The organism is Streptococcus sp. SS-4456 (assembly GCF_036680365.1).
Classification (GTDB): Bacteria; Bacillota; Bacilli; order Lactobacillales; family Streptococcaceae; genus Streptococcus.
Map to the genome: position 1 here is coordinate 28566 of NZ_JAVIHI010000011.1, position 24196 is coordinate 52761.

Sequence of the window (24196 nt, forward strand, 5' to 3'; positions counted from 1 at the left end):
GAAGATATGTCAGAAGCGAAAATTCAAGCCTTTGAGCAGGATACGATTATTCAGACCTATTTTGAAAAATTAAAAGTCTTGATTTCAAAGAAATCCATCTTTGCTCAACAGATTGGTTTACTGGATGTAGCCACTTATTTGAAAGAAATGTTTGAAGAGGCTGGGGCAGCTGTTGTTTTAGACGACAGCTATGCAGCACCATTTGTCATGGCTAGGTTTGAGGCAAGTGTTCCAAATGCCAAAACCTTGATTTTCTACAATCACTATGACACGGTTCCTGCTGATGCCGATCAGGTCTGGAAGAAGGGCAACCCCTTTGAATTGACTATTTCTGATGGTTATATCTATGGTCGCGGGGTGGACGATGACAAAGGGCATATCACTGCTCGTCTGTCGGCCTTGAAAAAATACCAGGCTAGACAAGATGGTCAGCTCCCTGTTAATATTATCTTTATTATGGAGGGGGCAGAAGAGTCAGCCTCTGTCGACTTGGATAAGTATCTTTCAAAATACAAAGAACACTTGATTGGTGCTGATTTGCTGGTCTGGGAGCAGGGGCATCGCAATAGCTTGCATCAGCTAGAAATTGCTGGGGGCAATAAGGGAATTGTGACCTTCGATCTTCAGGTTAAATCAGCTGACTTGGACATTCATTCTTCTTATGGAGGAGTTATTGATTCGGCAAGTTGGTATTTGTTGTCAGCTCTTCAATCCATGAGAGCGGCAGATGGACGAATCTTGGTAGATGGTATTTACGAACAAGTTCAAGAACCAAATGAACGTGAACTGGCCTTGGTGGAGGAATTTGCGTTGGCGACCAGTCAGTCTATGAAGGAGATTTATGGCCTAACACTGCCTACTTTGGTAGAGGAACGGCGCGAGTTTCTGAAGCGTTTGTATTTTGAGCCGTCAATTACTATTGAAGGTTTGTCAACTGGCTATCTTGGTCAAGGTGTCAAGACCATCATACCAGCTCAGGCTTCTGCTAAGATGGAGGTCCGTCTGGTTCCTGGTTTGGAGCCACACGATGTTTTGGACAAGATTCGCCATCATTTGGACAAGCATGGATTTGACAAAGTTGAGGTTATCTTTACTTTGGGGGAAATGAGCTACCGAAGTGATATGTCTCATCCTGCCATTGTCAATGTGATTGAATTGGCTAAAAAATTGACGCCAGAAGGAGTTGCTGTCTTGCCGACTTCTCCTGGGACAGGCCCTATGCATACCGTCTTTCATGCTCTAGGTGTGCCGATTGCAGGATTTGGATTAGGAAATGCCAATAGCCGTGACCATGCCGATGATGAAAATGTCAGCATCGCTGACTACTATAGCCATGTTGAATTAGTAGAGGAGTTAATTGCAAGTTATGAGTAAGGAAATGATTAAGCTAGATAATATTGATGTAACCTTCCAGCAGAAAAAACGGACCATTGAAGCGGTAAAAGATGTAACCATTCATATCAATCAAGGGGATATTTACGGTATCGTAGGTTATTCTGGAGCTGGTAAATCTACCCTTGTCCGCGTCATCAATTTGTTGCAGGTTCCGTCTGCGGGTAAGATTACCATTGATGAAGATGTGATTTACGAGGGAGATAAGGTCACACTTACCCCAGCTCAATTGCGAAGCAAACGCCGTGAGATTGGCATGATTTTCCAGCATTTCAATCTGATGGCTCAGATGACGGCAGAAGAAAACGTAGCCTTTGCCCTTAAGCATTCGGGTTTGAGCAAGGAAGAGAAAAAGGAAAAGGTTGCTAAGTTATTAGACTTGGTTGGGCTTTCTGACCGTGCTGAAAACTATCCAGCTCAGTTGTCCGGTGGTCAAAAGCAACGTGTTGCTATTGCCCGTGCCTTGGCCAATGACCCTAAAATCTTGATTTCAGATGAGTCAACATCTGCCTTGGATCCGAAAACGACTAAGCAAATTTTGGCACTCTTGCAGGAATTGAATGAAAAATTGGGCTTGACCATTGTTATGATTACCCACGAGATGCAGATTGTAAAAGACATTTGTAACCGTGTGGCTGTTATGCAGGATGGTCGCTTGATCGAAGAGGGTTCAGTGTTAGAAATTTTCTCTCATCCAAAAGAAGAATTGACACAGGATTTCATCAAAACAGCAACAGGAATTGATGAAGCCTTGGTGAAAATTTACCAGCAAGATATTGTTCAGAATTTGCCTGAAAATAGTATCTTAGTTCAATTGAAATATGCTGGTTCCAATACGGATACGGCGATTGTGAATGACTTGTATAAATTCTATCAAGTATCTGCCAATATTTTGTATGGTAATATTGAGATATTGGACCATACACCAGTCGGTGAAATGGTGGTCATTCTCTCAGGAGAACCTAGTCAGTTACACCGTGCTTTAGAAGCTGTGACAGAGGCTCGTGTAGAAGTGACGATTTTGAAAGGAGCAAACTAGATGTTAGAATGGATTCAAACGAATTTTCCAGATATTTATAAATTGGGCTGGGATGGTCAGACAGGTTGGTTAACACATTTTAATTTGACCCTCTATATGACCTTTGTTTCCTTTGCTTTCGGTGGTTTTATGGGCTTGGTTTCTGGTTTGTTCTTAGTTCTGACAGGTTCACGTGGGGTCATTGCCAATAAGACTGCCTACTGGATTTTGGACAAGGTGGCTTCGATTTTCCGTGCCATTCCCTTCATTATCTTGTTGGCAGCGATTTCTCCCTTAACCAAAATTATTGTTGGCAAAACTATTGGTACAGAGGCAGCCTTGGTGCCCCTTGCCCTTTCAGTCTTTCCCTTCTTTGCCCGTCAGGTTGAAGTAGTCCTGTCAGAATTGGACCGTGGTGTCATTGAGGCGGCTCAGGCATCAGGTGCGACTTTCTGGGATATTGTCCTTGTCTATCTGCGTGAGGGGCTACCAGACTTAATTCGTGTGACAACTTTTGCTTTGGTTTCATTGGTGGGCTATACTGCCATGGCAGGGGCTATCGGAGCAGGTGGTTTGGGACAAGTTGCCCTATCCTATGGTTACTTGCGCTATAATGATGATGTGACCTTTTTAGCAACTCTTTTGATTTTGGTTATCATCTTTGCCATTCAATTCATTGGTGATTTCTTGACCAGGAAGATTAGTCATAGATAAGTTATGTTTTTGAGAGGACAGTTGGTCCTCTTTTTTGATGCAAAATATTTGACAAATTCCTTGTTATACTAGTATAACAAGGCTTGACTTTACAGCCAAGCCTTCCTAAAAAGCAAAAAAGGGAGAAATATATGTGTCCGAAATGTGGAAGCCATTCGGTTATTAAAATTGGCGATAATCATTCGGATTTGCTATTTTTAAGAGGTGCACAAACTTGTGCATGTCTATAAATGCAAAAAATACTCTCATAAAATGGATTGAAAAGAAATAGATTTTGGAGGTAAAAATGGCAAAGTTTCTAGATCAAGAGGATTTGCAACTAATCGAACAATTTAAGGCAGAGAATTTGCAAAAGAAAAACAGGATTATTGAAGAGTATCGTTATTACGATATCCCTGACGGTTACAAGAGTGAAGCAGCTAAAGATACCCCAACTTATGAGCATTACTTAATGAATAAAATAGTATTCTCGCCGGAAGATGAGAAAGCCGTTGATGAATTAGGCGAGAGCGCAGGAACTCTTGAAAGAGTTCGGCATCTGACTAGTCAAGTAATGACCTCTGAGGAATGGTACCGTTCGGTATATGGAATAGGTTTCTTTGAAAAATTCAATGTAAATGAATTGAAGTGGTATCTTTATGATGCAGTGATTTTGATGAGTAGATGGGAATCAACTCTGCATTGGGAAAATGAGGTGCTAATTGCCTGGTCTAACAGGGAAAAAAAGGGGAATTGGATTTGGTGGCTTCTTGGTTTGACCCTCTTCTTTGCTATTGGTGAATTGGTTTTCGGCAATGACTATGATGGCTATATTCAAAGGAGTTTGATATTCTTTTTCTTATCAACTATTATCGGTATTTTTGCAAAAAGAAAACATCAGAAAAAGCAAGAAGATATTGCAGTGATTAAACAAAGGCTTGAGGAAGTAAAAGAGTGTAAAAGTTGGCACTATCAAAAAGCTCAGGAGCATCCATTGATTATGCAACAGGGGCAACATAGTTCATCATTCTTTTTTGAAACAATGCTTGGTTATGTCAATGAGGGGCGTGTCAATACCTTACAGGAAGCTTTAAATCTGTATCATCAAGAAAGTCAATATGACCAACTGTTGCGCCAACAAGCTGCCACACTACAGCGAGCGGAGCAAATTCAACAGATGACAACATTTAATACAATTTACAATGTATTAAAAAAATAGAAATTGAGGTAGGCAAATATGGTATTTCGTAAAACAGCAAATGAATATGTTAAGAAAAATGTGGGTGAACTTCAACCCTATAAGGAAGGGACTTATATTGATTCCAACAATAACGTCTATTATCACGATGGCTTACAGTATGTAAAAATTGGATATGATAATCCTAATTTAGATACATGGGTCAGTCTTGTTCCTCAAATAGGAGTGGGAGTTATCTTAGCGAATTTGTTTGCACCAAAAGGTCGTAAGGAGGATGGATTTGATATTTGGACCTGGCTAATCGGTATCCTTCTTGCCTTTGTTTTTCTATGGTGGTATCGTTTACTTGCTTTTGTTGGATACAAGTTGTTGACTCTATTTATTCGACCAATTTTAGAATCTACAGAGAGGGCAAAATGGCTCCGTCTATTTCTACCATTCCTTTGGTTTGTTGAGGATCCTGACAAAGATTTAGTAGATGTTGCTGCAGGGTCAACCATGTTACTTCCCTATATTGTATTGAGTATTCCTGTACTAGCTCTGGCAAATTATGATGTCCCAGAATTGAAACCAGTTGGCATCGTTTTGATTTTGTGCACGCTCCTATCGGCATTTTATATGTACCTCAACGTTCGCATCAATAAAGATAATTTTGTGGATAAATTTTAATTTTCTTGTGGCTAACCTCATAGAGTGATTCCCGCTATTCTAAGATAATGTTTGACATTATCTCAGTGATTTTATACAATAAATTTAATTAAATTAACACTGCCACCGGGTAGTCATGCAACAGCATTTTATGAACATCGTTAGGTCTTAGAAGGTGTTCATGGGGTGCTGATTTTTCTATAAAAGGAGTGAGAATATGTCACAATTTGTTATTGATTCATCTTTTTGGAGTCTATTTCCAGAGGCAAAAATTGGAGTGCTATTATTGAAAGACTATAAGGCTCCATCGCAATCTCCAGAAGAACTTGTGAACTTGCTTGAAGAAAGCAACGGAATTGCCCAGAAATTTCTTACGGAAGATACCTTTAGTGAGAACGAGGTCATTCGTACATATCGTCAAGCCTATCAAAAATTTAAAACAAAAAAAGGCGCGCGTTCTAGTATCGAAGCTCTTTTGAAACGTTCAACTAGTGACCGTCCAGTCACAACAATTTCTCCATTAGTGGACATTTATAATGCGGCGAGTTTACGTTTTGGTCTTCCATGTGGTGCTGAAGATTTAGATACATTTGTAGGCAATCTCCAACTAACGGTCACTGAGGGTGGGGATGAATTCTATCTCATTGGTGATGAAACCAATAATCCAACTTTACCAGGGGAAGTTTGCTACAAGGATGATAAGGGGGCGGTCTGTCGTTGTTTCAACTGGCGCGATGGTGAACGAACCATGATTACGGATGAGACAAAGAATGCTTTCTTGGTCATGGAGTTGGTCAATTCTGATAGAGTAGAAGATTTGGAAAATGCCCTAGATTTTATCAGTCAACACGCAGAAAAATTCTTGGGAGTAGTACCAGAAAAATATCTACTAGATTGCGATAGACCTGCAATAGCCTTGTAGGATTTGTCAGTAGGATTGTGTTCGGATAAATAGTGGTCTTTCTAGACAAATGCTGATTTTTCTGCTACAATACTAAGCATGAAAGAAGGTTGTTTCAAAAGTCTGTCTAGCGAGCTTGGGTGAGTGAAAGCCAAGCCAGTCTTGAAATAATTGGCGCTTTCCCAGTCGTGACCAAGTTCGGACTGTTATAACAATCAAATCAATGAAGTAATAAATTAGGGTGGAACCGCGTTCTCAACGCCCCTATGTCTGCTGACAGGGGAAGAGAATGTGGTTCTTTTTCTGTTTTACCAGAGAGAAAAGAGAGGATATGAAGAATTTTTATCTAGTGGATAGCCAAGAACAGCTGTTTAACTATCAGCAATTTGTCTTGAAATACGAGGCAAAATGGCATGACTATATCCATTTTCTAAGGAAGGAATATCAAGTTCGTGATTTGCCCCAAGCCCTTATCTGGGCAAATGAAGAAGCTGCAAGAAAATTACTTGTCCAAAGTCCCATACCAGCCTACACTAATGATATCCGCATGGTCATGACACCAGACTTAGCAGTTTGGAAAAAGATTTACCAGCATCAACTAGATAGCTACGAGAACAGCCCAGACTTGCAGACATTGAGTGCTCACTACAAAGGTTTGTCGGAAAATCATCTGTTGCAAATTATCGGTCATGAGCTGGCGCATTGGTCAGACCTTTTTCTGGATGACTTTGCGGACTATGATGCAAACATCTGGTTTGAAGAGGGCATGGTCGAGTACATCAGCAGACAGTATTTTTTGACAGAAGAAGAGTTTGCTCAAGAGCGGTTCTGTAATCAGCTCTTGGTTGACCTCTTTCAAGAAAAACACGGCTGGCATTCCTTGGATGCTTTTGGAAAATCCACTTACGAAGGAGATTACGCGAGTATTTTTTACGAGTACTGGCGAAGTTTTCTCACCATTGACCAGTTAGTAGAGAAAGTAGGTTCGGTCCAAGCACTTTTTGAAACCTATCATAAATGGGCGCAGTCAGACCAAAGCGTTTCGCTACTCAACTGGTTTGTGCAGGAAGAATTATTAGAAAAAGAAATTTAAAAAGAAACAGGAGTAACTTATGGCAAAAAAACTTACATTTCACAGCGTCAGTGGCATAGTCTCCTTTCAGTCGAATTGCCACACGCTCATCGCTATGGCGACTGAGCTAGACGCTGTACTAGTTCGCCTTTCCTAGCAATATCGGCTAGGAAGGCTCACGTCGCAAGAATATTTAAAATAGAAAGAAGGAAGAATATGTCAAAAAAACTTACATTCCAGGAAATTATCCTGACCTTACAACAATTTTGGAATGAGCAGGGGTGCTTGCTCATGCAGGCTTATGATACGGAAAAGGGTGCGGGGACTATGAGCCCTTACACTTTCTTGCGTGCTATTGGTCCTGAGCCATGGAATGCGGCTTATGTTGAGCCAAGTCGTCGTCCTGCGGACGGTCGTTACGGGGAAAATCCAAACCGTTTGTATCAGCACCACCAATTCCAAGTGGTTATGAAACCATCTCCGTCTAATATCCAAGAACTTTACTTGGAATCTTTGGAGCGTTTGGGCATCAATCCTTTGGAACACGACATTCGTTTCGTTGAGGATAACTGGGAAAACCCGTCAACAGGCTCAGCTGGTCTTGGCTGGGAAGTTTGGTTGGACGGTATGGAAATCACGCAGTTTACCTACTTCCAACAGGTTGGTGGTTTGGCGACAGGTCCTGTCACAGCTGAAGTAACTTATGGTTTGGAGCGTTTGGCTTCCTATATCCAAGAGGTTGACTCTGTTTACGATATCGAATGGGCTGACGGTGTTAAATACGGTGAAATCTTTATCCAGCCAGAATACGAGCATTCAAAATACTCCTTTGAAGTATCAGATCAGGATATGCTCCTTGAAAACTTTACCAAGTTTGAAAAAGAAGCAGAGCGGGCTTTGGAAGAGGGCTTGGTTCACCCAGCCTTTGACTATGTGCTCAAATGTTCCCATACCTTTAACCTGTTGGATGCCCGCGGTGCTGTGTCTGTAACCGAGCGTGCAGGCTACATCGCCCGTATCCGTAACCTTGCTCGTGTCGTTGCCAAAACCTTTGTGGCAGAGCGGAAGAAACTTGGCTTCCCACTTTTAGACGAAGCAACACGAGCAGAATTGTTGAAGGAGGACGCAGAATAATGACAAAGAATTTACTTGTTGAACTTGGCTTGGAAGAAATTCCTGCCTACATCGTAACCCCAGCCATGCACCAGTTGCGTGACCGCATGTCAACCTTTTTGACAGACAATCGCTTGGCTTTTGATAGCATCGATGTCTTTTCAACGCCACGCCGTTTGGCTGTTCGTGTGCGTGGTTTGGCAGACCAGCAGACTGATCTTACAGAAGATTTCAAGGGTCCTTCTAAGAAGATTGCCTTGGATGCAGACGGAAACTTCACTAAAGCTGCGGAAGGCTTTGTCCGTGGTAAAGGCTTGACGACCGCTGACATCGAGTTTCGCGAGATCAAGGGCGAAGAGTATGTCTATGTGACCAAGCATGAAGCGGGTCAGCCAGCTAAGGCAGTCTTGGCGGGCATTCCAGAGGTCTTGAAGGCTATGACCTTCCCTGTCAGCATGAACTGGGCGTCCAACAAATTCGCCTACATCCGTCCTGTCCACACCTTGACCGTTCTCTTGGACGATGAAGCATTGGATATGGATTTCTTAGACATTTCATCAGCTCGCATCAGCCGTGGTCATCGTTTCCTTGGAAATGAAACTGAGATTGCAAGTGCAGATTCTTACGAGGCTGATTTGCGTGCACAGTTTGTTATCACTGATCCCGCAGAGCGTCAAAATATGATTGTCGAGCAAATCAAGGCTATCGAGGACAAACACAATGTGACAGTTGAGATTGATGAAGACCTACTCAATGAAGTTCTCAACTTGGTCGAGTACCCAACTGCCTTCATGGGTTCCTTTGACACCAAATACCTGGAAGTACCAGAAGAAGTCTTGGTTACTTCTATGAAAAATCACCAACGTTACTTCGTGGTGCGTGATAAAGCAGGAAAACTCTTGCCAAACTTCATCTCCGTCCGCAACGGTAACGACCAGCACCTTGAAAATGTCATCAAAGGAAATGAAAAAGTCTTGGTGGCACGTTTGGAAGACGGCGAGTTCTTCTGGCGTGAAGATCAAAAACTCAAGATTGCCGACTTGGTAGAACGTTTGAAAGTCGTGACCTTCCATGAGAAAATCGGCTCACTTTACGAGCACATGGCACGCACCAAGGTTATCGCAGAAAAACTGGCTGACTTGGCAGGCTTGTCTGCGGATGAAAAAGCAGATGTGGCACGTGCTGCGGACATCTACAAGTTTGACCTCTTGACAGGTATGGTCGGCGAGTTTGATGAATTGCAAGGGATTATGGGGGAGAAGTATGCCCTTCTTGCAGGGGAAAAACCTGCGGTGGCAGCAGCAATCCGTGAGCACTACTTGCCAAACTCAGCAGAAGGCGAGTTGCCTGAAAGCAAGGTCGGTGCGGTCTTGGCTCTGGCTGACAAATTTGACACCCTCCTATCCTTCTTCTCAGTTGGTTTGATTCCGTCTGGCTCAAACGACCCTTACGCTCTTCGTCGTGCGACACAGGGGATCGTTCGAATCTTGGAAGCGTTTGGTTGGGAAATTCCATTGGATCAGTTGATTGCGGAGTTGTACAGCTTGAACTTTGCCAGCTTGACCTATGACAACCAGCCAGCTGTGATGGACTTTATCCGTGCTCGTGTAGAGAAGATGATGGATAAGGCCATTCCGAAAGACATCCGTGAGGCTGTGCTTGCAAGCTCAACCTTTGTGGTCAGACTGCAACTGGCAGCCAGCTCTGCTATTTTCCAAAAATCAAAAGAGGCTGACTACAAGGAAGCCGTGGAAAACTTGTCACGGGTCTTCAACTTGGCTGAAAAGGCGGAGGCGACTGCGATTGACGAGGCCCTCTTTGAAAATGAGCAGGAGAAGGCACTTGCTGCTGCAGTGGCTGGCTTGGAGTTGACAGAAGACATGGTAGGCAACTTGGACAAGCTCTTTGCTCTCAGCCCAGTCATCGCTGCCTTCTTCGACAATACCATGGTTATGGTAGATGACGCAGCAGTCAAAGCCAACCGCTTGGCAGTGCTGAAAACCTTGGCAGATAAGGCAAGTGCTGTGGCGGTCTTCAATCTCTTGAATAGTAAGTAGGTAGGTAGTATGTCTCTTTTCAGAATTATAGAGTTGTACGTTATCATTCCTTTGCAAGCTTTGGCGCTCATTGTTTTTATGTTTTTCTTTATTCGTTGGATGTGGCGAACATCTAAGATAGAAAAGGGTAATGCTAAACCTGCTATTCGCAAAAAGTCCAAACAGAAACTTTGTACTGCTGAAACGCAAGGGCGTTTTATGAGGCAACTACGCTTTAAGAAGAATTATGTCTATGTTTATGCATATGATGTGGATGGAAAAACCTATGAAATTTATGATGTTATTATTTATAGGATAGGTGAAGTTATTAAGTTAGGTCCAATTCCGGTTAGTTATACAGGCAAAAGACAATTAGAGAATGTTGATGTGGTGAGAATTGCCTATAATCCTCTGATGCCACAGGAAGCGTATTTACCGGACAATCAAGGGAAGTGGACCGTGTTTTAAGAGATAAAAGGAGTTATTATGGAACAAGCAAAAATTGATCGTATCAATGAATTGGCTCGCAAGAAAAAGGCAGAAGGCTTGACAGAGGAGGAGTTGCAGGAACAAGCAGCTCTTCGTGAGGAGTACATCGAGGGCTACCGCCGTAGCGTGCGTGCCCATATCGAAGGCATCAAGGTCGTCGATGAGGACGGTAATGATGTGACGCCTGAAAAACTTCGTCAAGTCCAACGTGAAAAAGGCTTGCACGGACGTAGTTTGGATAATCCAAATTCCTAAGAGCAAGGTTGCTAAAAAAAACAAGGAAAGACTGGGTTTTCTAGTCTTTTTTTGTTATACTATATAAAACGGAGGTTTGCTATGAAGAAAGTATGGAATTGGTTTGTGATTGGGCTTTCTATCCTATTAAGTTTTGTTGGAGCATGTTATTGTTTCATTGGTATGGAGGAAGTGCTTCCTATTCAGTCGGATGAGGGCATCTTTTTAATTGTTGGTCTAGGCTATATCTGGTTTATGGGAACACTCTATCTGACCCTCATTCTTCATGAATTGGGGCATGCTTTCTTTGGTTGGTTGACAGGTTTTGACTTGGTGGCACTTGGCTTGGGCAATCGCTTGTTGGTCAAGACTGATCAAGGATGGAAATGGAAGAAAACTGTGATTGTGCAAGGGGCAGCTGCTCAGTATATCGGTGTCAAAAAAGATGAGAATGATCCTCGGGCAATTTTGATGTTTGCAGGTGGCCTGATTGTTCATCTTGTTCTAGTTTTGCTTTCTGCTTTGATGGGAGTTTTGACGGGGAAGTGGGAGCTACCATTATCGCAAATTCTTCTCAATCTATCTTTATTCGTTCTCAATGCCAACCCTTCTGGTTTCTTGGATGGTGCTAAGATACAAGAGTTGCGTGCTCATCCTGAGTATAGTCAGTTGACCTATCAAGCTCTTCGACAAACGGCTCAAGTTATGGTAGATCCAACTGCTGCCAACTTGAGTGATTTTGTTTTGGAGCTCCCAATCTTGCCAGGGCATTTGCCCCAAACACATTACCTCAACTGGACAGAAGTCATGATCTTTAAGGGAGAGTATCGACAAGCCCAAGAGCGCTTGGAACAATTGATCTCCACATCCGATAATGATTACATCATCAAAGCAAGCAAACTTATTTTGTTGGAAGTCTATATCTTGCAGGGGTTGGAAGATGAAGCTAGGGAGTTGGGTCAGGACAAACAGGTCAAGGCTCTGCTCAAGTACCCTATGGGAAATTACCAAGTCATAGCAGCCCTCTACCATCAGCGAATTACTAAAGATTGCAAAGCCTTGAAGAAATCACTGGCTCAGGCTAAAAAAATGCTGCCCAACAGTCCACTTTTGGCTGATGAACAGACTTTTTATGGTAAACTTTTGGAAGAAATTGAGGCGGAAAGTCAGCTGTAAAATATTTTTATAAGTCTTGGATATACAAAAAATTATGTTAAAATAATGATAAGAAGATTTGGACTAGGAGGTTGGTCATGAAAAAATTTGTATATGCCTTCTTGGTGCTTGCCTATGTTACTGTAGCTGTTTTGTCGGTTTATCTACTGCCTCACTACTATTTTGGTGCTATTATGGGGGCTGCCGGGGCCAATCTTGGTGCTAGTTTCAAACAATTCAAGGAAGTGAAAGATTGTCCTGAGAAGCCCTTTTCAGCCTATTTTAAGTGGGATAAGACAACGACAGTTATTTTATTAGTGGTTATTTTGGGACTCATTCTTTTTGTTCATCTGCTACCAGTATCCAATGTGCAAGTCGGCTTAGCTTTCTTGGTCGGGCTTAGCTATGGTGCGTTTTGGAATATCTTACATATCCAATTTCTTAGAAAGTATTATTTTAAAAACGCATGAAAATCTCATGCGTTTTCTTTATATAGTTTGTCCAGCTTTTAATTTTTTCATAAATATGATGGAACTCGGAATCAGGACGATGATGCTTCCAATCCAGGCGGCGGGGTTAGCGGCGGCAGTCCCATAAAAACCGAAATACTGCATACCGATGATGGCGACTGCTGCTCGGAAAATCAATTCCCCAAAGCCTGCTAGTGTTGGGATAAAGCCCTTGCCAAGTCCCTGAATAAAGCTACGAAGAATAAAGAGGGAAGCAACGATCCAGTAACAAGAGCCGTTAATGATGTAGTAAACAAGAGCCAAGTCCAGCACTGTTTGACTGGCATTTGGAAGAAAAAGGCTAGAAAAGAATCGATTGGCTAGAATGAGAATAAGTGCAAAAACAATAGCCCAGATGATATTGATGACGAGGGAATGACGGACACCTTCTCGGATCCGATCGTAGAATTTGGCTCCATAATTCTGAGCTGTAAAGGTTGCGATGGCTAGCCCAAGATTGACCATGGGCAACATAGCTAGCTGGTCAGTACGGAGGGCAATGGCTTGGGCGGCAATAGCATCCGTGCCAAGTTGGTTGACCATGAATTGTAGGGTCATGGCTCCGATAGCGATAATACTGGCTTGAAAGCCCATAGGAAAAGCTAGTTGTGCGTGTTTCTTGAGATTGTCTTTGTCTAATTTTATATCAGATAAGCCGATATGGTATTGGGGAACCTTGCGAACGATGTAAAAAATCAAAAAGAGAACTGAGCAGGCTTGAGCTGTAATCGTTGCAAAACCAGCTCCGAAAACACCCCAGTTCATGACTAGAATGAAGAAAAAGTCTAGACCGATATTGATAAAACAAGCGATGATCAGGGCTATGAGTGGCGTTCTAGAATTTCCAAGACTTCGGAGAGCAGAAGAGAGAAAATTATAGAAAATAGTAAAGGTCAGTCCTCCGAACATGGCTGTCAGAAAGGCATGAGAATGTGGAAGAATGCTGGTAGGCGTCCTCATCAAAACTAAAATCGGTTTCAAAAAGACTAAGGCAAGAAGTGTCAATACTAGACTGATGAGGAAGGAGTAGAACAGTCCATGGATAAAGGATTTTTTCAGTCCTTCAAAGTCACCTGCCCCAAAGCGCTGGGCAGAAATGATGGTCAGACCATTGGTCACTCCTTGTGCAAAACCGATGATGAGAAAAATCAGGCTGGCAGTTGAGCCGACACTGGCAAAGGCTTCTTTTCCCAGGGTATGACCCACAATCATAGAATCGGCAAAGTTATAGGCTAATTGGAAAAAAGAACCAATCAGTAAGGGGATGGCAAATTGTAAGATGACAATTATTGGTTTTCCTTTTGTTAAATCGTTCATGCATTCTCCTTTGTTAACAGATGAGAAGCCTACTAGGAGTTTTATCCTCTAGTAGGCTTTTTCAATATTTTAGTTAGCTAAGTCTTCAAAGTGGTCAACGGTATTATGATCTGTAATGGCCATGATGAGTTCTTCAGTTTTGAAAACATAGTCTGGGGTTAGTTGGATATTTAATTCCTGATTTTCTCCGCTACGGTAACCGATGATATTCATCTTATAGCGTTGACGGAGCTTGAGCTCGCCCAAGGTCTTACCAATCCATTTTGCAGGCGGATGAAATTCAACGATGGAAACATTTCCTTCTAGTTCCAGGAGGCTGGTTGTGTCTTTGTGAAGAAGTTGCTTGGCCAGTGAAATACCTGTTTCTCGTTCTGGAGAGATGACCTTATCTGCACCGACACGAAGGAGAACTTCTTTAGCGGTTGTTCCCTTTACTTTAGCAACAACCATGGGAACGCCGAGAACCTTGGTATGCATGACAGCGAGAACGCTAGATTCTAAATTCTCACCAGTAGCAACCACGACAGCATCACAGTTCCCGATGCCAGCAGCGCGTAGGAGAGAACGGTCGGTTATATCTCCAACAATCCCTCGCGTGAGAATGGGTTCAAGATGGTTAATTTGTTGTTCGTGGTTATCAATGGCAATGATATTGCAATCGTAATTATGTAGGGTCTTGGCAATGGTTGTACCGAATACTCCTAAGCCTAGTATTCCGATAGTATAGTTTGGCATGATTTCTCCTTTATACAAGCATAGATGATTTGGCGTATTGTAGGCTTTCCTTTTTGGAAGCTTTACGGAGGGAAAGGCTAGCTAGGATAGATAGAGGCCCTATGCGGCCGAAAAACATGAGAGCCATGATAACGGCCTGTCCTGCCATGGTGAGTGATGGGGTCAGGTTGGCAGTCACGCCAACGGTTGCTAGGGCTGACATGACCTCAAAGACCAAGAAGAGCAGGGGTTGCTGCCTATCTGTGAGAACTAAAGCAAACAAGCCTGTCAAAAAGACCAAAAGAAAGACAGAGAAGGTCGCAAAAGCCTTGCGGATGGTCAGGCTATCAATGGTACGACCAAGGAAGTTGGTATGGGGCAGTCCCAAAATCTCGCTACGGGCATAGAGGACCAGGGTGAGGAAGGCAGTAATTTTAATTCCTCCCGCCGTTCCTCCTGGTGCTCCCCCCAGCATCATCTGAAAGATATAGATCAGCAGAGTGATAGGAGTCGCTGTTGTATAGTCAATACTAGCAAATCCCGCCGTTCGCATGGTCACAGTCTGGAAAAAGCTTGCTAGTAGTTTGTGACCAAAGGATAGGTGACCGATGGTAGCAGGGTTGTTCCACTCTGTAAGTAAGGTTAATAGGGTACCACAGCTCAAAATCGTGGCAGTCAAACCTAGAACCACCTTGGTATGAAATCCCAGTTTACGAAGATGGAATTTTTGCCCAAGCTGGGTTTGCAAATCAAACCAGACAGAGAAGCCCAGTCCTCCCATGATGATTAGGCTGGCTAAGGTTAGGTTAATCAAGGGATTGTCAACATAGCGGACAATACTGGTGGCGCCGAAATTATCAAAACCAGCATTACAGAAGGCTGAAACGGCTAGGAATATGGAAGTAAATATCCCCCTAGCCCAACCAAATTCTGGTACGAAGTGCAGAGATAAGAGAATAGCTCCCAGTGTTTCAATGGCTAGGGTGAAGCCGAAAACAGACTTGAGAAAATTTCTAAAATGTTTTGTGTCAGAGCGATTGAGGGCTTCTTGGAGAGTTGCCATACTCATAAAATTGATTTTCCGACCACCTCGTAGGGCAAAGAGGCCAATAAAACCAACCAGGCTCAGTCCACCAATCTGAATGAGTAGCATACAGATGATTTGACCAAACGTAGAATAGGTATCGGCAACAGCTTTTGTAAACAATCCAGTCACGCAAACCATGGACACAGAGGTGAAGAGATGGTCCCAGTAACGGGCATTAGATGTAGGGACTTGCGAAATGGGCAGACTAAGTAAGAGGGAGCCAAGGAGAATGACCAGCAGAAAGCTGAGAATAATTCGTTGGCTGGGAGTAAGGTGTATCTTAAATGCTTTCATAAAGCTACCTTTTCAAAAAATAAAGATGAGCATATTGTAGCATAAAAAGGAAAAAAAGTAAGCCAGAAAGTAGATTATTTGCTAGCCAAAAAGGCCTGGATTTGAGCCAACCCTATATTATCCAAACTTTTCATTTTTTTAGGAAGTTACCTATTCGTAGAGAATTGATATATCCTTACTTTTTCAATTGTCTAAAGAAGAGTAGGATGGCTAATATTCCCCAAAATCCAGCTAAGAGTGGTTTGATTTGACCAGTGAAAAATCCAATGGAGAAAGTTAGGGCAAAACCTGCAATGAGAAACCAGAGCAGTGGTTTACGATAAAGATGGATAGCTTCTTGGACAGCATTTGATTCTGGACGGGTAGTTTGCCAGTCACTATTCAAGATTGGAAGTATAGTGAACAGTAAGATAAAGATTGGTGGATTGTCCCCAGTCAGGTAGCTATGTATATACAGGCCGCAAATTGCTGTATAGGAGAGAACAAACAAAGCGAGTATGAGTTTCGGTTTGTCAATGTTCATATGGTTTCTCCTTTTTGAAATAAATCCGATAAAGAATAGCCAGAGCAAATCCAGCAGGAAGGATGAGAACACGTGGTTTGACATGTCCTAGCCAAATGCCCACGGAATAGGTCAAGGTCATGGCAAACAGGGCAAAGATGGCTTGAATGATAAAGTATCGTTTTTCTTCGGCTGTTTGATAGGATTTGATGATTTGAATGGTCGGTAAGGTAAGTAAGAAGGAACCACTAATCGGCTCATTGACCATGTAAGAGTAGATGAAGAAGGCAGAAAATATAGCATAAAATAGAACAAAGAATCGACAGGTTTGTTTGGGTGTAAAAGGTTTATCCATGGGGTCAGCTCCTTATTTTTTCCTGGCAGTATCTGCTTCCAGTTTTTGCAGATAGGCAAGGGCAGACAGGGCTAGACTGGCAAAGAGGCCCATCATGCCACCGAAGAGGAGGGATTTTACGTGGAAGATGGAATCCAGTAGGGGAAGCTGGAGGCTAAAGAGGTCTGCCAGCCCAGCAAAGAGGCTAGATAGCAGGGCAACCCCCAGTCCCCAAACGAGTGGATTGAGGGTCTGGCCTTGTCTTTCCTCAGGGCTTAGTTCGTCCACGTCATATTGAGGCAGGTCAGCATGGAGGGTGCGCATATTAACGATACCAATTAGGATAATACTGAAGAAGCCAATGATCATTGGATAGTAGGTAGCCACCTCGACAGGATAGCGGTAGGCTAGGAAGTAGGCGATGGCATTTCCGAGAGCTAGGAAGTAGAAGTGGTAGATAAAGGCTATTCCCCCAATCTCATCTGCCTTAGTCCGTCGATACTCGTCTAAAGGCCCGCGAATACCATAAACGTGCCGTATCATGTTTTGGATCCACTTAGGTTCTGTTTTGGAAATAGCAGAGCTGACAGTCAGTTGTTCTGCTTTTTTCATGCGCTTGCGTAACATGATTTCGATAGCAATGCCTGTGAAAATACCACCTAGACAGGCTGCAAGGAATTTTCGGAGGTCAAATAGGTGGTCGAGAGGATTGAGTCCCTCCATCCAGGCACCAAAAACAACAGTCCAAATATACATAACGGCAGTGAAATAGAGGGTGAATTTGAAACTTGCTCCCTTGAGCTGCTTCTGTTCCTTGCTAGTCAATTCTTCTACATCTAAACTGTCCACTTGGCTGTGGCGCATCTTGGATGCCATATACATACTGGCGGAAAGAGTGGATAGGAGTAGAGCAGTTGGGTAGCCATAGGCAACGACTTCTGGGTAGCGTTTGGATAGGGCAAGTGCCAGCAGGGTAAGAACCATGGTGCCCCAAAAGAGCAGGATAAAGCAGGTATTGCCTAGTCGGAAGGCTTCTTTTTGGCGAAATTCATCCAAGGGACCTGCGATACCGTAAAATCGTTTGATCAATTTATCTTGAAAGGTTTCCTTTTTCATAAGCAGCTCCTTATTTTTGATCGAACAATGGTAAGATGTAAACAAAGCCTAAGAAGTAGATGGTCCCAGCAATCAGCAGTTGTATCCAGAATTTGGCTTGGCTGATAATGTGCAAGATGTCAGCTCCGCTATTGCCCCAAAGCTGAAAGAGGACAAAGAGAGGGATAAAAATAAGGGTAGAGATGAGAGCTTTACGTGTGTTCTTTTTCATGGTAATTTTTCCTTTCTATTCATTCCAAAAGAGGCTGTTGAGGTCGGTCTGTAAAGCTTTGGCTAGGTTGATACAAAGGTCTAGCGAGGGGTTGTACTTGTTGTTTTCAATCATGTTGATGGTCTGCCTGGATACGCCGATGGCCTTGGCTAGATCCAGCTGGGAAATACCTAGAAGTAGGCGATAATCTTTGACACGGTTCATGTGCCCTCCTTTCTGTGTCAATTATATCTGACACAATTGTCTAAAAATGAGGGAGTGGGAAAGAACTCGACCATTCATAGAAGAGTTCGTCTTCCCACCCCCGCACAGCTCAAAAGGTTCAGTGAACCTTTTGAGGTTGGAAATAGAGCGAACTTTGTTCGCAACAGTCGTAATGGTCAGATTTGGAGTGTAAAACACGAACAAATCTGCCAATCAACCACTGCGCTGAGATGTTGACACTAACTTTGAGAAGCGGGGCTTGAGCCCAGCCTCTTTAAAATGTTGTCAATTATATCCGACATATAACTGTAAAAAAATGTGGGAGGCCTCACTGGTTATGTCAACTATATCTGACATCTTTCTGTAATGTTATTATATACCTATGGAGAAATATTGTCAACTATATTTGACATGTTTTTTGTAAAAAGTTTGCAACATCTTTTTGATTTATTTTGTGGTACAATAGATAAGATATGAGCAAGGAATTTAATCACACAACTGTTCTCTTGCATGAGACAGTAGATATGTTAGACATCAAACCAAATGGAATTTATGTAGATGCAACGCTGGGTGGAGCAGGGCATAGTGAGTACCTGCTCAGTCAGTTGACAGATGGTGGGCATCTTTATGCCTTCGACCAGGATCAGACGGCTATTGATCATGCCCAAATCCGCTTGGCATCCTACATTGAAAAGGGACAAGTCACCTTTATCAAGGACAATTTCCGCAACCTCAAGGTCCGCTTGGCAGAACTTGGAGTGACAGAAATTGATGGGATTTGTTACGATTTAGGTGTGTCCAGTCCTCAGCTGGATGAGCGGGAGCGAGGTTTTTCCTATAAACAGGATGCACCGCTTGACATGCGGATGAACCGTGATGGTCAGTTGACGGCCTATGATGTGGTCAATTCCTATGACTACCATGATTTGGTGCGGATTTTCTTCAAATATGGAGAGGATAAGTTTTCCAAGCAGATTGCTCGTAAGATTGAACAGGCGCGTGCTGTCAAACCGATTGAAACAACGACAGAGTTGGCAGAGCTGATTAAGTCTGCTAAGCCTGCCAAGGAACTCAAGAAGAAGGGACATCCTGCCAAGCAGATTTTTCAGGCCATTCGGATTGAGGTCAACGATGAATTGGGAGCGGCGGATGAGTCTATCCAGCAGGCCATTGACTTATTAGCCTTGGACGGACGCATTTCCGTCATTACCTTCCATTCTTTAGAAGATCGTTTGACCAAACAACTCTTCAAGGAAGCGAGTACGATTGATGTGCCAAAAGGTTTGCCTTTTATCCCAGATGATTTAAAAGCACCGCTTGAATTGGTCAATCGTAAGCCTATCTTACCTAGTCAAGAAGAATTGGAAACCAATAATCGTGCCCATTCAGCCAAGTTGCGCGTAGCCAAGAGAGTACATAAGTAGGAGAAACATCTATGTTACAAGAAAAACGTAGAGAAGCTACCATGCGAGTGATTGGTGATAAGTTTAAAACCTTCACCCGTGTAGAAAAAGCCTTTTATACCAGTATTATCCTATCCGGTCTGGCCTTGGCGATAGGGATTATTTTCTTGCAGACCCGTTTGATTCAAGTCCAGTCTGAAATGGCCAAGGTTAATCAAAACATCAATCAAAAACAGATTGAAATCAATGATGCCAAACAGGCTGTTAATGAGCTCACACGTTCGGCACGTCTGATGGAGATAGCGGAGAAAGCTGGATTAACATTTAATAACGACAATATTGGAGTAGCTGAATAATGCCCAGAAGAAACAATAAACTCTTGCAGTATGTCCTGAAAACAAGGTATCTTCCGTCCCAAAATCGTCGAAGAGTAGGCCAAGGTCTGCTGTTTTTGACGATTTTAATCTTTTCTATCTTTCTCTTTAATTTTGCCTACATTATTGGTACAGATAGCAAGGCAGGTGTGAAATTATCGGAGAGAGCAGAGGCTGTCCACCAGCAAGAAGTAACTGTTCAGGCCAAACGGGGAACCATCTATGATCGAACAGGTATACCTATTGCAGAAGATTCTACCACCTATACCGTTTATGCTATTATTGATAAGGAATATGTTTCCGAATTGAAGAAAATTCTTTATGTTCAGGACAGTCAATTTAGTAAGGTTGCAGATGTATTCAAAAACCACCTTGGAATGGAAACGGATTACGTTCTTCAACAGTTACGACAGCCAGAACTGAAGCAGGTTTATTTTGGAACCTTAGGGAAAAATATTTCTTATAATACCATGACCACTATCCAGGAGGAGATGAAGGCGGCGGGGATTGAAGGGATAGCCTTTAATGCCAGCCCAGGTCGGATGTATCCAAATGGAAACTTTGCTTCAATCTTTGTTGGGTTAGCCAATTTGATTGAAAACAAGGATGGTAGTCATAGCCTGCAAGGTATGAGTGGCATGGAGTACTATCTCAACGATATTTTGGCCGGTCAGGATGGCAAGGTTGTCTATGAAAAGGACAGCCAGGGACGTGTGCTGCCGGGAACAGAAACAGTTAAGAAAGAAACCATTAACGGTCAGGATGTCTATACGACGATTTCTGCAGACCTGCAACGGTCCTTGGAAACCAATATGAATACTTTCTTTGATACCGCCAGAGGTCGTTATGCAAATGCTACCTTAGTGTCTGCAAAGACGGGTGAAATTTTAGCAACGACGCAACGTCCTAGTTATGATTCAGATACCAAGGAAGGTTTAGGCCAAGAGGGGCTTTTGGAGCGTTCTCTCCTCTACCAAGAGGCTTTTGAACCTGGTTCAACCATGAAGGTCTTGACTGTTGCATCAGCCATTGACAATGGAACTTTTGATCCAAATGCCTACTATACCAATAACGAGTATGTGATTGCCGATGCAAAAATCAATGACTGGACCCTCAACGCTGGTCAATCTGCGGTAACCCTGAATTATGCCCAAGGTTTTTCTTTGTCAAGTAACGTTGGTATGACCCTGCTCCAACAGCAGATGGGGGATGAGAAATGGTTGAATTACCTGACTAAGTTCCGTTTTGGTTATCCAACCCGTTTCGGAATGGGAGATGAAGCACCCGGCTTAGTTCCGGAAGACAATATTGTCACAATCGCAATGTCAACTTTTGGTCAAGGTATTTCTGCCAACCAGACCCAGATGATCAGAAGTTTCACATCTATTGCCAATAATGGGGTTATGTTAGAACCGAAATTTATTTCCGCCCTTTATGATCCCAATACAGACTCTGCACGTATTGCTGCAAAAGAAGAAGTCGGGAACCCTGTTTCGGAAAAAGCGGCAGACGATACTCTTGGCTATATGATCAATGTCGGAACAGACCCTGTGTTCGGAACACTCTACTCTCATGATTTGCAGGGTCCAGCTATTCAGGTGGAAGGCTATGATATTGCCATGAAATCAGGGAGTGCCGAAATTGCCAGTGAAGATGGCCAGGGTTATATCAAAGGAGCCTATACCAACTCGGTAGTGGCCATGATTCCTGCTGAGGACCCGGAATTTATTATGTATGTGACCATTCGTCAGCCAGAAGTCTTGAGTGTTCTCTCTTGGGATACTATTATCAGTCCTACTTTGAAAGAAGCAATGTTATTGAAGGATAATCTCAATCTAGATGCACCTGCTCCGTCCTTGACTTATGTAGAAAAAGAAACAGACTACAAGTTACCAGATTTGATAGGGAAAGCTCCGGGTGAGTCGGCGGAAGAACTTCGCCGTTATCTGGTCCAACCGGTTATTCTGGGCAATGGTGCTGAGATTAAGGAAGTTTCCTTAGAAAAAGATAGTTTGGTAGCCCCTAATCAACAAGTCCTCTTGTTGGCCAATAAGTTGGAAGATATGCCTGACCTATATGCCATAACAAAAGAAAATATGGATATCTTTGCCGAATGGACAGGTATTGAGGTAACCTACGAAGGTTCGGGCTCAAAAGTAGTCAAACAAAATGTTGAAGTAGGGACCAAATTGAATAAAACCAAGAAATTAACAGTTACATTAGGAGAATAATATGCAGTTTGCACTCATATCGGGACTGGTAGCCTTTTTGGCAACGGTTATCCTGATACCACGATTTATTACCTTTTATCAAGCCAAGCGCATCGAAGGGCAACAGATGCACGAGGATGTCAAGCAACACCAGTTCAAAGCAGGAACCCCAACCATGGGTGGGACAGTCTTTCTGGTGGTAGCGATTATTGTTAGCTTCCTCTTTGCGGCTAGTTTGAAAATGTTAACGGGTGGCGTCTTAGCCATTCTCTTCATCCTTGCACTCTATGGATTGGTCGGTTTTTTGGATGATTTCTTAAAAATATTCAAAAAAATCAATGAAGGGCTAAATCCGAAACAAAAATTAGCCTTGCAGATTTTGGGTGGACTGGTATTCTACTTTGTCCATGTGAATGGTGCTGGCGGAGGAGAGCTCAATGTATTTGGTCATATCATCAATCTCGGTATGCTCTATTTACCCTTTGTTCTATTCTGGTTGGTTGGTTTTTCAAATGCGGTCAACCTGACTGATGGTATTGATGGCTTGGCCTCTATTTCGGTTGTTATTAGTTTGCTTGCCTATTCTGTCATTGCCTACAAGGAACAGAAGTTTGACATTCTTTTGGTCTGTGTAACCATGATTGGTGGCTTGCTTGGCTTCTTCGTTTATAATCGTAAACCAGCCAAGATTTTCATGGGAGATGTGGGAAGTCTGGCACTCGGTGGGATGTTGGCAACCATTTCCATTGCCCTCCGTCAAGAATGGACCCTCCTCCTAATCGGTTTGGTCTATGTTATCGAAACGTCATCTGTTATGTTACAAGTTTCGTATTTCAAATATACTAAAAAACGCTTTGGAGAAGGTCGTCGTATCTTCCGTATGACACCATTCCATCATCATTTGGAGTTGGGTGGTTTGACAGGCAAGTCTGAAAAATGGAGTGAGTGGCAGGTTGACTTCTTCCTTTGGTCAGTCGGACTTGTCATGAGCCTGATTACCCTGGCTATTCTTTATCTATAGAATTTCAGAAACAGCAGAAATGCTGTTTTATTTTTACCTTGACAAAAATGGTCGATGAGATGTAGAATAAAGAGAAGTAGAGTCGGCGGAGGATAATTATGGAACAGTTGAACCAAGAACAGCTTTATGGAGTCGTGCTCCAGACCATGACGGCAGCTAGTCAGCTTCCGATGGTTAAAGTCAACAGGGAAGAATTTTTGAAAACTCGGTTTAAGGATAGTCCTTATATAGATAAGATTTTAGCGGATGGGCCAACAGCTGTCTATAGCCTCGAAGCCCTGCGCAAAGAGGCCGATAAAATCATCAATGATATGACAACCAAGACCTCGCTTCTATCCTTTGCAGCAGGCTTGCCGGGCAATCCTTTTACTGCCATAGCAGCTGGGACAGCAGATATTGCTCAGTATTTTGGCTTTGCCTTGAATTTATCGCAGCAAATTGCCTATCTTTTTGGAGAAGATGAGTTGTTTGTTGGTCAAGGAAAGGAAATTCCAGAAGAGGTTCAAATCCGTATTATTGCCTACATCGGTGTCATGTTTGGAGCAGGTGGTTCAGCAGTGCTTCTAAATAAAGTATCCAAAACAGTTGGGGCAAATGTTGGTAAGAAAGTAGCCATGCAGGCTCTGACCAAAACGACTTGGTATCCCTTGGTGAAAAAGGTTGCTGCAGTGATTGGTGTTAAGATTACCAAAAAGACTGTGGAGAAAACCATTGCTAATGCGGTCCCTATTTTGGGTGGACTGATTTCAGGTGGTTTGACCTATTTTACTTTCCAACCAATGGGTGGTTTGTTAGCCGATACCTTTGTAAAAAAATTAAATGGTGATTTCGATAGCGAACTAGAACTCAGCGAAGCCTTCAAGGCTAGTTTGGCAGAGGAAAAAGAACTAGGGATTATCGAGGCAGAATTTACTGAAGTAAGTGAGAGTTAATGAGGGCGGGCATCCGTCC

General features: G+C 42.9%; 26 protein-coding genes. 18 read left to right on the forward strand and 8 right to left on the reverse strand.

Annotated features, from left to right (window positions below):
* Window positions 1–6: 6 nt before the first annotated feature.
* The 13 genes from RFK25_RS04875 to RFK25_RS04935 all read left to right on the forward strand — a co-directional run bounded on the left by RFK25_RS04875 (window position 7) and on the right by RFK25_RS04935 (window position 12419).
* A complete protein-coding gene (locus RFK25_RS04875; protein ID WP_332411921.1) occupies window positions 7–1374 on the forward strand; it encodes a M20/M25/M40 family metallo-hydrolase in 1368 nt (455 codons plus the stop codon).
* A complete protein-coding gene (locus RFK25_RS04880) occupies window positions 1367–2431 on the forward strand; it encodes a methionine ABC transporter ATP-binding protein (protein ID WP_332411922.1) in 1065 nt (354 codons plus the stop codon). Before RFK25_RS04875 ends, RFK25_RS04880 begins: the two co-directional genes overlap by 8 nt.
* On the forward strand, window positions 2432–3124 hold the full coding sequence (locus tag RFK25_RS04885) for a methionine ABC transporter permease (protein ID WP_332411923.1): 693 nt from the start codon (window positions 2432–2434) through the stop codon (window positions 3122–3124). It begins immediately after the preceding gene.
* A 286-nt stretch (window positions 3125–3410) separates the two neighbouring features.
* The gene (locus RFK25_RS04890; RefSeq protein ID WP_332411926.1) at window positions 3411–4322 is read left to right on the forward strand and encodes a hypothetical protein; all 912 of its coding nucleotides are present in this window, start codon (window positions 3411–3413) and stop codon (window positions 4320–4322) included.
* Window positions 4323–4340: 18 nt separating this feature from the next.
* Window positions 4341–4970: a hypothetical protein gene (locus RFK25_RS04895; RefSeq protein ID WP_332411927.1), complete on the forward strand. Its 630-nt coding sequence runs from the start codon at window positions 4341–4343 to the stop codon at window positions 4968–4970.
* A 196-nt stretch (window positions 4971–5166) separates the two neighbouring features.
* Window positions 5167–5871 carry a B3/B4 domain-containing protein gene (locus RFK25_RS04900; protein WP_332411928.1) on the forward strand — a complete coding sequence of 235 codons (705 nt, stop codon included), beginning with the start codon at window positions 5167–5169 and terminating at the stop codon, window positions 5869–5871.
* A 310-nt stretch (window positions 5872–6181) separates the two neighbouring features.
* Complete coding sequence (locus tag RFK25_RS04905; RefSeq protein WP_332411930.1) at window positions 6182–6943, forward strand: elongation factor Tu; 762 nt, start codon at window positions 6182–6184, stop codon at window positions 6941–6943.
* A 195-nt stretch (window positions 6944–7138) separates the two neighbouring features.
* Window positions 7139–8056 carry a glycine--tRNA ligase subunit alpha gene (gene glyQ, locus RFK25_RS04910; protein ID WP_002939388.1) on the forward strand — a complete coding sequence of 306 codons (918 nt, stop codon included), beginning with the start codon at window positions 7139–7141 and terminating at the stop codon, window positions 8054–8056.
* Entirely contained in the window at window positions 8056–10092 is a 2037-nt protein-coding gene (gene glyS / locus RFK25_RS04915; protein WP_332411933.1) for a glycine--tRNA ligase subunit beta, read from the forward strand. The genes glyQ and glyS overlap by 1 nt, the downstream gene beginning before the upstream one ends.
* 9 nt (window positions 10093–10101) lie before the next feature.
* Window positions 10102–10539, forward strand: coding sequence for a hypothetical protein (locus tag RFK25_RS04920; protein ID WP_332411935.1), 438 nt, complete (start codon window positions 10102–10104; stop codon window positions 10537–10539).
* Between the two features lie 18 nt (window positions 10540–10557).
* The gene (locus RFK25_RS04925) at window positions 10558–10815 is read left to right on the forward strand and encodes a DUF896 family protein (RefSeq protein ID WP_024393888.1); all 258 of its coding nucleotides are present in this window, start codon (window positions 10558–10560) and stop codon (window positions 10813–10815) included.
* An 81-nt stretch (window positions 10816–10896) separates the two neighbouring features.
* Complete coding sequence (locus tag RFK25_RS04930) at window positions 10897–11970, forward strand: site-2 protease family protein (RefSeq protein WP_332411936.1); 1074 nt, start codon at window positions 10897–10899, stop codon at window positions 11968–11970.
* Between the two features lie 77 nt (window positions 11971–12047).
* Complete coding sequence (locus RFK25_RS04935) at window positions 12048–12419, forward strand: hypothetical protein (protein ID WP_332411937.1); 372 nt, start codon at window positions 12048–12050, stop codon at window positions 12417–12419.
* Between the two features lie 18 nt (window positions 12420–12437).
* On the opposite strand, the gene RFK25_RS04940 is transcribed toward RFK25_RS04935, so the two are convergent.
* The 8 genes from RFK25_RS04940 to RFK25_RS04975 form a co-directional block, all read right to left on the reverse strand.
* On the reverse strand, window positions 12438–13775 hold the full coding sequence (locus tag RFK25_RS04940; RefSeq protein WP_332411938.1) for an MATE family efflux transporter: 1338 nt from the start codon (window positions 13773–13775) through the stop codon (window positions 12438–12440).
* Between the two features lie 69 nt (window positions 13776–13844).
* Entirely contained in the window at window positions 13845–14510 is a 666-nt protein-coding gene (locus RFK25_RS04945) for a potassium channel family protein (RefSeq protein WP_332411941.1), read from the reverse strand.
* 10 nt (window positions 14511–14520) lie between these two features.
* Window positions 14521–15870 carry a TrkH family potassium uptake protein gene (locus RFK25_RS04950; protein WP_332411943.1) on the reverse strand — a complete coding sequence of 450 codons (1350 nt, stop codon included), beginning with the start codon at window positions 15868–15870 and terminating at the stop codon, window positions 14521–14523.
* 175 nt (window positions 15871–16045) lie between these two features.
* The gene (locus RFK25_RS04955; RefSeq protein ID WP_332411945.1) at window positions 16046–16393 is read right to left on the reverse strand and encodes a hypothetical protein; all 348 of its coding nucleotides are present in this window, start codon (window positions 16391–16393) and stop codon (window positions 16046–16048) included.
* Complete coding sequence (locus RFK25_RS04960) at window positions 16383–16727, reverse strand: MFS transporter (protein WP_332411947.1); 345 nt, start codon at window positions 16725–16727, stop codon at window positions 16383–16385. Before RFK25_RS04960 ends, RFK25_RS04955 begins: the two co-directional genes overlap by 11 nt.
* A gap of 12 nt (window positions 16728–16739) precedes the next feature.
* Window positions 16740–17822 carry a DUF3278 domain-containing protein gene (locus RFK25_RS04965; protein WP_332411950.1) on the reverse strand — a complete coding sequence of 361 codons (1083 nt, stop codon included), beginning with the start codon at window positions 17820–17822 and terminating at the stop codon, window positions 16740–16742.
* A 10-nt stretch (window positions 17823–17832) separates the two neighbouring features.
* Entirely contained in the window at window positions 17833–18033 is a 201-nt protein-coding gene (locus RFK25_RS04970; RefSeq protein WP_332411953.1) for a hypothetical protein, read from the reverse strand.
* Between the two features lie 15 nt (window positions 18034–18048).
* Entirely contained in the window at window positions 18049–18237 is a 189-nt protein-coding gene (locus RFK25_RS04975) for a helix-turn-helix transcriptional regulator (protein ID WP_002942681.1), read from the reverse strand.
* Between the two features lie 473 nt (window positions 18238–18710).
* Here RFK25_RS04975 and rsmH point away from each other — a divergent pair, with 473 nt between their 5' ends.
* The 5 genes from rsmH to RFK25_RS05000 all read left to right on the forward strand — a co-directional run bounded on the left by rsmH (window position 18711) and on the right by RFK25_RS05000 (window position 24177).
* The gene (gene rsmH / locus RFK25_RS04980; RefSeq protein ID WP_332411955.1) at window positions 18711–19661 is read left to right on the forward strand and encodes a 16S rRNA (cytosine(1402)-N(4))-methyltransferase RsmH; all 951 of its coding nucleotides are present in this window, start codon (window positions 18711–18713) and stop codon (window positions 19659–19661) included.
* Between the two features lie 11 nt (window positions 19662–19672).
* Entirely contained in the window at window positions 19673–19996 is a 324-nt protein-coding gene (gene ftsL / locus RFK25_RS04985; protein WP_024412194.1) for a cell division protein FtsL, read from the forward strand.
* Window positions 19996–22245 (forward strand): penicillin-binding protein PBP2X, encoded by a 2250-nt coding sequence (gene pbp2x / locus RFK25_RS04990; protein WP_332411959.1) that lies wholly within the window; start codon window positions 19996–19998, stop codon window positions 22243–22245. Before ftsL ends, pbp2x begins: the two co-directional genes overlap by 1 nt.
* A 1-nt stretch (window position 22246) precedes the next feature.
* Entirely contained in the window at window positions 22247–23245 is a 999-nt protein-coding gene (gene mraY, locus RFK25_RS04995) for a phospho-N-acetylmuramoyl-pentapeptide-transferase (protein ID WP_332411961.1), read from the forward strand.
* 98 nt (window positions 23246–23343) lie between these two features.
* A complete protein-coding gene (locus RFK25_RS05000) occupies window positions 23344–24177 on the forward strand; it encodes a hypothetical protein (protein ID WP_332411962.1) in 834 nt (277 codons plus the stop codon).
* Window positions 24178–24196 lie beyond the last annotated feature (19 nt).

Coding starts and splice junctions, on each gene's coding strand:
- RFK25_RS04875 (WP_332411921.1), top strand. CDS start 7: ATGTCAGAAGCGAAAATTCAAGCCTTTGAGCAGGATACGATTATTCAG.
- RFK25_RS04880 (WP_332411922.1), top strand. CDS start 1,367: ATGAGTAAGGAAATGATTAAGCTAGATAATATTGATGTAACCTTCCAG.
- RFK25_RS04885 (WP_332411923.1), top strand. CDS start 2,432: ATGTTAGAATGGATTCAAACGAATTTTCCAGATATTTATAAATTGGGC.
- RFK25_RS04890 (WP_332411926.1), top strand. CDS start 3,411: ATGGCAAAGTTTCTAGATCAAGAGGATTTGCAACTAATCGAACAATTT.
- RFK25_RS04895 (WP_332411927.1), top strand. CDS start 4,341: ATGGTATTTCGTAAAACAGCAAATGAATATGTTAAGAAAAATGTGGGT.
- RFK25_RS04900 (WP_332411928.1), top strand. CDS start 5,167: ATGTCACAATTTGTTATTGATTCATCTTTTTGGAGTCTATTTCCAGAG.
- RFK25_RS04905 (WP_332411930.1), top strand. CDS start 6,182: ATGAAGAATTTTTATCTAGTGGATAGCCAAGAACAGCTGTTTAACTAT.
- glyQ (WP_002939388.1), top strand. CDS start 7,139: ATGTCAAAAAAACTTACATTCCAGGAAATTATCCTGACCTTACAACAA.
- glyS (WP_332411933.1), top strand. CDS start 8,056: ATGACAAAGAATTTACTTGTTGAACTTGGCTTGGAAGAAATTCCTGCC.
- RFK25_RS04920 (WP_332411935.1), top strand. CDS start 10,102: ATGTCTCTTTTCAGAATTATAGAGTTGTACGTTATCATTCCTTTGCAA.
- RFK25_RS04925 (WP_024393888.1), top strand. CDS start 10,558: ATGGAACAAGCAAAAATTGATCGTATCAATGAATTGGCTCGCAAGAAA.
- RFK25_RS04930 (WP_332411936.1), top strand. CDS start 10,897: ATGAAGAAAGTATGGAATTGGTTTGTGATTGGGCTTTCTATCCTATTA.
- RFK25_RS04935 (WP_332411937.1), top strand. CDS start 12,048: ATGAAAAAATTTGTATATGCCTTCTTGGTGCTTGCCTATGTTACTGTA.
- RFK25_RS04940 (WP_332411938.1), bottom strand. CDS start 13,775: ATGAACGATTTAACAAAAGGAAAACCAATAATTGTCATCTTACAATTT.
- RFK25_RS04945 (WP_332411941.1), bottom strand. CDS start 14,510: ATGCCAAACTATACTATCGGAATACTAGGCTTAGGAGTATTCGGTACA.
- RFK25_RS04950 (WP_332411943.1), bottom strand. CDS start 15,870: ATGAAAGCATTTAAGATACACCTTACTCCCAGCCAACGAATTATTCTC.
- RFK25_RS04955 (WP_332411945.1), bottom strand. CDS start 16,393: ATGAACATTGACAAACCGAAACTCATACTCGCTTTGTTTGTTCTCTCC.
- RFK25_RS04960 (WP_332411947.1), bottom strand. CDS start 16,727: ATGGATAAACCTTTTACACCCAAACAAACCTGTCGATTCTTTGTTCTA.
- RFK25_RS04965 (WP_332411950.1), bottom strand. CDS start 17,822: ATGAAAAAGGAAACCTTTCAAGATAAATTGATCAAACGATTTTACGGT.
- RFK25_RS04970 (WP_332411953.1), bottom strand. CDS start 18,033: ATGAAAAAGAACACACGTAAAGCTCTCATCTCTACCCTTATTTTTATC.
- RFK25_RS04975 (WP_002942681.1), bottom strand. CDS start 18,237: ATGAACCGTGTCAAAGATTATCGCCTACTTCTAGGTATTTCCCAGCTG.
- rsmH (WP_332411955.1), top strand. CDS start 18,711: ATGAGCAAGGAATTTAATCACACAACTGTTCTCTTGCATGAGACAGTA.
- ftsL (WP_024412194.1), top strand. CDS start 19,673: ATGTTACAAGAAAAACGTAGAGAAGCTACCATGCGAGTGATTGGTGAT.
- pbp2x (WP_332411959.1), top strand. CDS start 19,996: ATGCCCAGAAGAAACAATAAACTCTTGCAGTATGTCCTGAAAACAAGG.
- mraY (WP_332411961.1), top strand. CDS start 22,247: ATGCAGTTTGCACTCATATCGGGACTGGTAGCCTTTTTGGCAACGGTT.
- RFK25_RS05000 (WP_332411962.1), top strand. CDS start 23,344: ATGGAACAGTTGAACCAAGAACAGCTTTATGGAGTCGTGCTCCAGACC.